This is a genomic window from Rhodococcus sp. IEGM 1409 (assembly GCF_030056735.1).
GTDB lineage: Bacteria > Actinomycetota > Actinomycetes > Mycobacteriales > Mycobacteriaceae > Rhodococcus_F.
This window is the reverse complement of the sequence record NZ_JASHKN010000021.1, coordinates 1-1,521: the sequence shown is the minus strand read 5'-3', so window position 1 is coordinate 1,521 and position 1,521 is coordinate 1. Positions and strand designations below refer to the sequence as shown.

Annotated in this window: 1 protein-coding gene; it reads right to left on the bottom strand. The window is 56.0% G+C overall.

Translation table 11 applies throughout. The features are described from left to right. Positions 1-1,390: non-ribosomal peptide synthetase (locus QM716_RS29130; RefSeq protein WP_283307716.1), on the bottom strand; the 1,390-nt coding region annotated here is incomplete at its 3' end. Between the last annotated feature and the right edge of the window lie 131 nt (positions 1,391-1,521).

Here is a 1,521-nt window from a genome sequence, read left to right as displayed (position 1 = left end):
ACGAATCCACCAACGCCGCAGTATCAACCACCGCACCCGACGCCGGCACCACATAGGACACCAACGCTGTCACCCCTGATTGCAACTCTTTACCGAGAGTTACGGCTTGCGCAATCAGAGAGTGCTTTTCCAGTGCCGCGTTGATTTCACCGAGTTCGATCCGATATCCCCGTATCTTGACCTGAAAATCGCTGCGGCCAACGTACTCGAGTTGCAGTTGATCGAGGCTCCCTACCCAACGGACAATGTCTCCGGTGCGATACATCCGCGAACCGCCAGGCGAAAATGGGTTGGAAACAAAGCGGTCTGCCGTCAGATCCGGACGGTTTCGGTATCCGCGAGCTAGAACTGACCCCGCTAGGTATAGCTCACCTCGCGTGCCGACCGGAACCGGATTCAGTCGTTCGTCGAGCACCAATGCTGAGACACCATTGATCGGCGAACCAATAGTGATTCGACTGTCCGCTTCCAATCTTGCGTATGTAGAAATGATCGTTGTCTCGGTTGGCCCGTATGCATTGAAATAGGTCCTCCCCGGCACCCACTTGGCCAGCAGCTCAGGAGAACTGACATCGCCGCCGACAGAGACCACATGGAGATCAGGTAGCGACGCTGGATCCATCGTCCCTAGGACTGCCGGTGTGATGACGACGTTGGAAACGCGTTCCGCGCGCATCAATTCAGCCAATTCATCGCCGCCGAGAATCGACGCGGGGACCACAACTAGCGTTGCCCCCGAATAGAAAGCAACCATCCATTCAAGAACGGAGGGGTCGAAGATTGGCGAACAGATGTGCAGGACGCGCGAGTCCGCTGAAATTTCGTAAAGATCATTCGCGTATTCCAACAGGCTAAACAGGCCCGTGTGTGTCACAGCAACACCCTTAGGCCGGCCAGTCGATCCCGAAGTATAGATTATGTAGGCAATATGGTCTGGCATAAGCGTCGTTGTCCGCTCATGCTCACCGATCGGCGATGAAGCGAATGTCGCAGCCATCTCCGCGAAGTCCGTGGAATCGATTTCAAACCAAACCACACCATCCGGCACACGATCGACGTTTGACGAAGTCGTCAGTCCCATCGACGCACCGGAGTCCGAAATCATATGCGCGATACGATCGCTGGGGTAGTTCGGATCGACAGGCACGTACGCGGCGCCCGACTTGGCAACTGCCCAAACAGCCAGAACCATCTCGTACGAGCGTGGAAGCGCAATTGCCACGACCGATTCGGGTCCTGCACCAGACGTGATGAGAACACGAGCCAATTGCGACGAATGTCTGTCAAGCTCGCGATAGGTGACCGACTTACCATTGGTTCGTACTGCAACAGACTCGCTACCCACCTCACTGCTCGCAGTCAAGATATCCACTAACCTGCGCTGCGGCATCAAGTTGTCCTGGCAAGCGTTACTCAAAACCGCATGCTCTCTCGCGTCGAGCAATTCGATGTCACCCAAAACGATGGACTGATCAGCAACGACGGCACCGAGGATCCGCCCGAACCTGTCCGCGAACCCAG